6 protein-coding genes are annotated in these 6,650 nt (G+C 70.8%); 3 read left to right on the top strand and 3 right to left on the bottom strand.

Going from position 1 to position 6,650, the window contains the following annotated elements:
• On the top strand, positions 1-95 hold a 95-nt coding region (locus tag ACZ7HT_RS36300), incomplete at its 5' end, for an acyl-CoA dehydrogenase family protein (protein ID WP_132919430.1).
• 75 nt (positions 96-170) lie between these two features.
• On the opposite strand, the gene ACZ7HT_RS36295 is transcribed toward ACZ7HT_RS36300, so the two are convergent.
• The gene (locus tag ACZ7HT_RS36295) at positions 171-1,418 is read right to left on the bottom strand and encodes an LCP family protein (protein WP_471173924.1); all 1,248 of its coding nucleotides are present in this window, start codon (positions 1,416-1,418) and stop codon (positions 171-173) included.
• Between the two features lie 130 nt (positions 1,419-1,548).
• On the opposite strand from ACZ7HT_RS36295, the gene ACZ7HT_RS36290 reads away from it, so the two are divergent.
• Positions 1,549-2,094, top strand: coding sequence for an acyl-CoA thioesterase (locus ACZ7HT_RS36290; protein WP_471173922.1), 546 nt, complete (start codon positions 1,549-1,551; stop codon positions 2,092-2,094).
• Positions 2,095-2,174: 80 nt separating this feature from the next.
• On the opposite strand, the gene ACZ7HT_RS36285 is transcribed toward ACZ7HT_RS36290, so the two are convergent.
• Positions 2,175-3,641, bottom strand: a complete 1,467-nt coding sequence (locus ACZ7HT_RS36285) for an LCP family protein (protein WP_471173920.1) — start codon at positions 3,639-3,641, stop codon at positions 2,175-2,177.
• A 153-nt stretch (positions 3,642-3,794) separates the two neighbouring features.
• Here ACZ7HT_RS36285 and ACZ7HT_RS36280 point away from each other — a divergent pair, with 153 nt between their 5' ends.
• Positions 3,795-4,793 (top strand): glycosyltransferase family 2 protein, encoded by a 999-nt coding sequence (locus tag ACZ7HT_RS36280; protein WP_471173931.1) that lies wholly within the window; start codon positions 3,795-3,797, stop codon positions 4,791-4,793.
• 72 nt (positions 4,794-4,865) lie between these two features.
• On the opposite strand, the gene ACZ7HT_RS36275 is transcribed toward ACZ7HT_RS36280, so the two are convergent.
• Positions 4,866-6,611, bottom strand: a complete 1,746-nt coding sequence (locus ACZ7HT_RS36275) for an LCP family protein (protein WP_471173917.1) — start codon at positions 6,609-6,611, stop codon at positions 4,866-4,868.
• Between the last annotated feature and the right edge of the window lie 39 nt (positions 6,612-6,650).

The following is a 6,650-nucleotide window of genomic DNA, read 5'->3' as shown; positions in this document are numbered from 1 at the left end:
CCGTCGAGCGCATGATGCGCGACGCCAAGATCACCCAGATCTACGAGGGCACCAACCAGGTCCAGCGCATCGTCATGGCCCGCAACCTCCCGTAAGGGCGTACGGAAAGGGGCGCTCCCCGAAAAGGAAGAGCGCCCTTCGTCCCGTCAGCGGGTCAGCGGGTCAGCGGGTCAGCGGTCCGAGGTCACCGTCACCGGCTCGTCGTTCTTGATCTGCTCGACGAGCTGCTTCACCTTCGGCATGTCCCACTTCAGGGAGTTCTGCGGGGCCGTGCCGTTGATCGGCATGTTCATCGACTTGCCGTCGCCGCCGCTGATGCCCTTCATCGCGAAGAACATCTTCCCGAGGTCGTACAGCGACATGTCCTTGTCCACGATCAGCGTGTCCAGACCGGCGCCCAGCGTCGGGTACAGCGCGAACGGGTTGAGGATCGTGCCCGGCGTCGCCGCCTGGTTCGCGAGGGCGGAGAGGAACTTCTGCTGGTTCTTCGTCCGCTGGAGGTCCGACTGGGCGAAGGCGTACCGGGTACGGACGAAGGCCAGGGCCTGCTCGCCGTCGAGGGTCTGCGTGCCCGCCTGGAAGTCGGCGCCGGACTTCTTGTCCTTGAAGCCCTTGTCGATGTTCAGCTCGACACCGCCGAGCGCGTCCACGATGTTCGCGAAGCCGGCGAAGCCGATCTCCGCGTAGTGGTCGATGTGCAGGTTGGTGTTGAACTCGACGGTCCGCACGAGCAGCTCGGGGCCGTCCATCGCGTAGGCCGCGTTCAGCTTGGAGCCGCCGCGGGCCGGGTACGACTTGCCCGACTCGGAGCCGACGAAGTTCGGGATCGTCACCCAGGAGTCACGGGGCAGCGAGACCATCGTGTTCCCGCTGGAGCAGGCCGCGAGGATCATCATCGAGTCGGTCCGCTTGCCCTCGGCGGAGCCGGTGTGGAGCTTCTTCTTCTCCTCGGCGGTCATGCCCTCACGGCTGTCGGAGCCGACGATCAGATACGTCGTGCAGTCGCCCTCCGCCGGACGCTCGATGACCTTGGAGAGATCGACCTCGTTGCGCATCCGCGAGCTGGCCCAGGCGTACGTACCGACGCCCCAGCCGATCACCGCCACGACGAGCACGATCGAGCCGATCTTGATGCGCTTGCGCCAGTCCGGCGCGGGCCGCCCGGGCCCGGGCGGCGCGTACTGCGGGGGAATGCCGCCCCGGCCGTTGCCGCCCTGGTCCTGGGGACCGCCGTACACCTGGCCGGAGCTGTAACCGGAGTCGTACCCCTGGTTCCGCGCCTGCGTGAAGTTCGGGTCGTACCCCTGGCCCCCCTGGCCGTAGCCCTGCTGGGACCGCGGCGGCTGCTGCGGAACCTGCGGGCGCTGCACGTGGCTCATCCGGCGGGGTCCCTCGGGCTGATCGGGCCAGTCATTCATACGGAACAGTGTGCCGGGAGGCCCTTTCCGGACGACAGCCCGGGTGGAGGATCGGACCGCTGCTGTTGCCAAGCTGATGCAAAGGGGACCGAACGGCGACGGCCCGGGGAACCGGCATAAGGTGGAGGACATGACAGACCAGGGCGATACCCCGGACGGAATCCCGGGCAAGCCGATCTCCGCGTCCCGCACCACTCTCAGCCACATCATGACCAGCCACGACACCAACCTCCTCGGTACGGTGCACGGCGGCGTGATCATGAAGCTGGTGGACGACGCGGCGGGCGCGGTCGCCGGTCGCCACTCGGGCGGCCCGGCGGTCACGGCGTCGATGGACGAGATGGCCTTCCTCGAGCCCGTACGGGTCGGAGACCTGCTGCACGTGAAGGCCCAGGTCAACTGGACCGGCCGGTCCTCCATGGAGGTCGGCGTACGGGTCATGGCCGAGCGCTGGAACGAGTCCACGCCCGCGACGCAGGTCGGCTCCGCCTACCTCGTCTTCGCGGCCGTCGACGCGGACGGCAAGCCGCGGCGGGTGCCGCCGGTCCTCCCGGAGACGGAACAGGACAAGCGCCGCAACCAGGAAGCCCAGATCCGCCGCACCCACCGCCTGGCCCGCCGCCAGGCCATCAAGGAACTCCGCGAACGCCGAGCCGCCGAGGGCTACGAGGACTGACGCAAGCCGCGGGCGCGGGGCGCGGGCCCACACGGGCGCGGGCCGGGCCCCGCCCCGCAAGGGCGCGGGCCACACGCCCGTCACGGGCAGACGACCTGGTCCCCCCTGACCGCCTCGAACGACGCCCCACCCGTCTCCGCCCGCACCGCCGCAACCCCCTTGTAGTCCCCGCCCACCGTCACCCGCATCGTCGGCCCCCGCCCCGCCACCGCCCGCAGCTCCGCCCCCGGCAGGGCAGCGGCCAGCGACTTCGCCGACCGGTCCCACCGGGGGTCGTACTCGACCACCGTCCGCCCCCGCTCCCGCCCCGCCCCGGTCTGCGGCGTGCGCGTCGTGTCGAAGCCGGTGGCCCGCAGCGCGTCGTCCACCTTCCGCCCGAGCCCGTCGGTCCGGGTCCCGTTGTAGACCTGGACGCGGATCGTCCGCGGCGGCACGTCCACGACGACGGTCCTGGGCGCCTTCGACGAGGACGGGAGCTTCGAGGCGGTGGCGGCCAGCGGCCGGTCGTCCCGCACGGCCTGGAACAGCTTCTGCGCCTTCGCCGCGTCCCACTTCACCGTCGACCCGATGCCCTTCACGGGAAAGCTCATGTCCCCGATCGGCACGGACACGAACTCGGACGAGGCCGGTGTGAAGCCGTGCATCGCCTTGGCGAGGGCGAGCAGCTGATCCGTACCGAACTCCTCGTCGGCCCGTACGGAGCTCAGCATCGTCGTCGCGACCTCGCGGAACCGCACCGGGTTGAGCAGTACCCCGCCCGTCGTCAGCCGCTCGATCAGCGCCGCCAGGAACCGCTGCTGCCGCTGCATGCGGCCGAGGTCGGCGGCCCCGTCGATGTGCCGGGAGCGCACGTACTGCAGGGCCTGCCCGCCGTCGAGCTCATGGGTGCCGGGGGAGAGGTCGAGCCCCGTGTACGAGTCCTTCAGCGGCCGCGTCGTACAGATCTGGACGCCGCCGACCGCGTCGACGGTCCGCATGAAGCTGGTGAAGTCGACCTCCAGGTAGTGGTCGATCTTGACGCCGGTCATCGACTCGACGGTCCGTACGGTGAGACCGGGCCCGCCCTCGGCGTAGGCGGCGTTCAGCTTCACCGGGTGGGCCCGGTGCTTCCGGCCGCTGTTCACGTCGGTGTGCTCGGGCATCTCGGCGTACGAGTCACGGGGGAGGCTGACGACGCTGGCGCGCTCCCGGTCCTCGGAGATGTGGACGAGCATGACGGTGTCGGTGCAGTGACAGGGCGCACCCCCGAGCCGGTACTTCTTCCTCTCTTCCGGCGTGATCCGGTCACGCCCGTCGGTCCCGACGACGAGGACGTTCATCCCGTGCCCGGCCTGCGGCCGGTTCTTCATGTCCTTGAAGGGGTCGACGCGGGTGATCCCGGTGTCGAGGCCGGTCACCACGGCGTGCCCGATCCCGCCGGCCGCGAGGACCGTCACGGACAGCGCCGTCGCCATCCGCATCCCCCACCGGGGGCGCCTCCGCCGCCGGCGGACCGGTGCGCGGCGGGCGGCGGGCCGGGGACGGGGCGTGCGGGGCGGTGTGGGCACGGACGGACACCTCCGCGGTGGGACAGGGGAACCGTGAGCACGGTAGGCCCATACGATCAGCGCAAGGGCGCACCACCCGCTCGGCGCGCACCGGTGTCCCCCGTTCGCGGTAACGTGGCGGGCGATGAACGCCACGCCCCCGTCTCCGTGATCATGCCGGTCCTCAACGAGGAACGGCACCTGCGCACCTCGGTCCGGCACATCCTGGAGCAGGAGTACGACGGCGAGATGGAGGTGGTGATCGCCCTCGGCCCGTCCACGGACCGCACGGACGAGATCGCCGCCGAGCTCGTCCGCGAGACCGCCGCGGGACAGCGCCGCGTCGTCACGGTGCCGAACCCGACCGGCCGCACCCCCGCCGCGCTCAACGCGGCGATCCAGGCCTCCCGTCACCCGATCGTGGTGCGTGTGGACGGACACGGCATGCTCTCCCCGAACTACATCGCCACCGCGGTCCGGCTCCTGGAGGAGACCGGCGCGCAGAACGTCGGCGGCATCATGCACGCCGAGGGCGAGAACGTCTGGGAGGACGCGGTCGCCGCCGCGATGACCTCGAAGATCGGTGTGGGCAACGCCGCCTTCCACACGGGCGGCGAGGCCGGCCCGGCGGAGACGGTCTACCTGGGCGTCTTCCGCCGCGAGGCGCTTGAGCGGCAGGGCGGGTACAACGTCGAGTTCATCCGCGCCCAGGACTGGGAGCTGAACTTCCGCATCCGCGAGGCCGGCGGCCTGATCTGGTTCTCGCCGGAGCTCCGCGTCCAGTACCGCCCCAGGCCCTCGGTGAAGGCCCTGGCGAAGCAGTACAAGGACTACGGCCGCTGGCGCCACGTGGTGGCCCGCTACCACCAGGGCTCCATCAACCTGCGCTACCTGGCCCCGCCGACCGCCGTCGTCGCGATCGCCGCGGGCCTGGTCGTGGGCGCCGTCCTCACCCCGCTGGGCTTCGTGATCCCCGCCGGCTACCTCGCCGCGATCACGGCCGGCTCCCTCCCGGCCGGCAGGGGCCTGCCCCTGAAGGCCCGCCTGCAGATCCCGCTGGCCCTCGCGACCATGCACATGTCCTGGGGCTTCGGCTTCCTCACCAGCCCCCGCTCCCTCGCGAAGAAGGTCGTCGCGAGCCGCCGCCCGGCGGTGAAGGCGGAGTACGTCTGACGGTTCCGCACACACGACGGCGAAGGCCGGGCCCCTTCCGAGGGGCCCGGCCTTCGTACGTGTCGCGTGGGGTCAGCTCTTGCCGTCCCACTTGTAGGGGTCGTAGATGTCCATGCAGTCCTTCTGGTCGCCCCGGATCACCTGCGCGCCGTCCGGGATGTCACCGGCCTCGCTGGCCGGCTTCTTGTAGACCGTCCCCTCGCGCCAGTCGGCGCCGACGACGAGCGTGAGGTTCTCGGCCTTCGCGTCCGCCCGGACGGCCGAGTCGGGCAGCCCGAGCGCCTTGGCCACGGACTGGGCGTTCGCCTTGCCCTGGTCGCCGTCCCCCTTGGGATAGGTGACCACGGTGTCCGGACGGTTGCCGCCCTCCTGGGAGGACTCGGCCTGGGCGAAGCCCTTGCCCTGGAGGAGCTCGGTGATCGCGCGGGCGCGACCCTCGGCGGCGGGCTCGGTGTCGCTGCCGGTGCCGTTGACGACCGTCACGCCGAGCGAACCGGGCGCCTCGGCCGTGGCCTTGGGCTTGGCCGAGGCGTTCGGCTTCGACTTGCCGTCGGCCGGGTCGCCGTTCTTGTCGAAGGCGACGTCGTCGCGGAGCATCCGGAACATCTTGTCGGCCGAGGACTTGATGAGGACGTTCTTGTTGCGGTCCTGCGACCACTCCGCCGTCGGGATGTTCGCCGTGGTGAGGCGGTTCAGCTTCACGTTCTTGAGCTGCATCGACAGGTCGAAGAGCCCCTTGACCGAACGGATCTCGTCGGAGACCTGGAGGGCATTGGTGGCCGTCTCCGCCAGGCCCATCAGGCGGCCGGTGTCGGTCCAGGCGTTCTGCTGCTGGAGCTTCGCGACCATGCCGTTCATGTACATGTGCTGGGCCTTGGCGCGGTTCTGGTCGCTGCCGAAGGCGTGCCGGGTGCGCAGCCACTGGAGCGCCTGCACGCCCTTGACCTCGTGCGTTCCCTCGGGCAGCTTCAGGTGGGAGCCACCGGGCTGCAGCCTGGTCGGATGGTCGCTGACGCCGGACTTCACACAGACCGGGACACCGCCGACCTCGTCGGCCATCGCCACGACACCGGCGAAGTCGACCATGATCCAGTGGTCGATGTAGACCTTGGTGAGGTCCTCCCAGGTGGTGAGGGTGCAGCCGGGACCGCCGCGCTGGAGCGACTCGTTGATGGGCCGGGTGTCGGTGGCGGGGTAGGACTTGCCGCCCTCGTCCTTGCACTCCGGGATGTGGAGGACCGTGTCGCGCGGGATCGAGACGACCGAGGCGTTCTTACGGTCCGCCGAGACGTGCAGCAGCATCTGCACGTCGGCGAGCGGCTTGCGGTTCTTGTCGTCCCGGCCGCCGCCGAGGGCGATGTTCTTCTCGTCTTCCCGGCTGTCCGATCCGATGAGCAGGATGTTCAGCGGGGTGTCCCCCAGGGCGTTCGGCGCGGCCTTCTTGACGCCGCTGTCGCCGCCCGCGCGGCTGCCGCCGCGGATGTTGCCGTTCAGGTGCTCGTAATACAGGTATCCGGCGCCGGCCGTGCCAAGTATCAGCAGCGACAGGGTGATCGCCGTCCACCGCAGCACCTTGCGCTTGCCGGTCTTCTTCGCCCGCCGGCGCGTGGCGGCGCGCCCGCTCGGGCCCGTGCCGCCGCCGCGTCGGCGCGAGGCGCGGGTCGACGCGGTTGCGTCGTCCTCCGCCGCCTCCTCGGACGGGCCGCCGGCCGCGCCGGTCGCCTCGCCGGCGCCGTGCAGGTCGTCGTCCCAGCCCAGTTCACGGGCGCGTGGAACGCGTTTCCGCGTTCCCTCCCCACGCACGCTGTTCTGTCCCACCCCAGGTCCCCTCGTCGGTCAGAAGAACGTCAAGTCCCG

The sequence above is a fragment of the Streptomyces sp. NPDC037410 genome, assembly GCF_055602235.1.
Note: the sequence above shows the minus strand (reverse complement) of the source record. Positions and strands in the feature narration are given on the sequence as shown.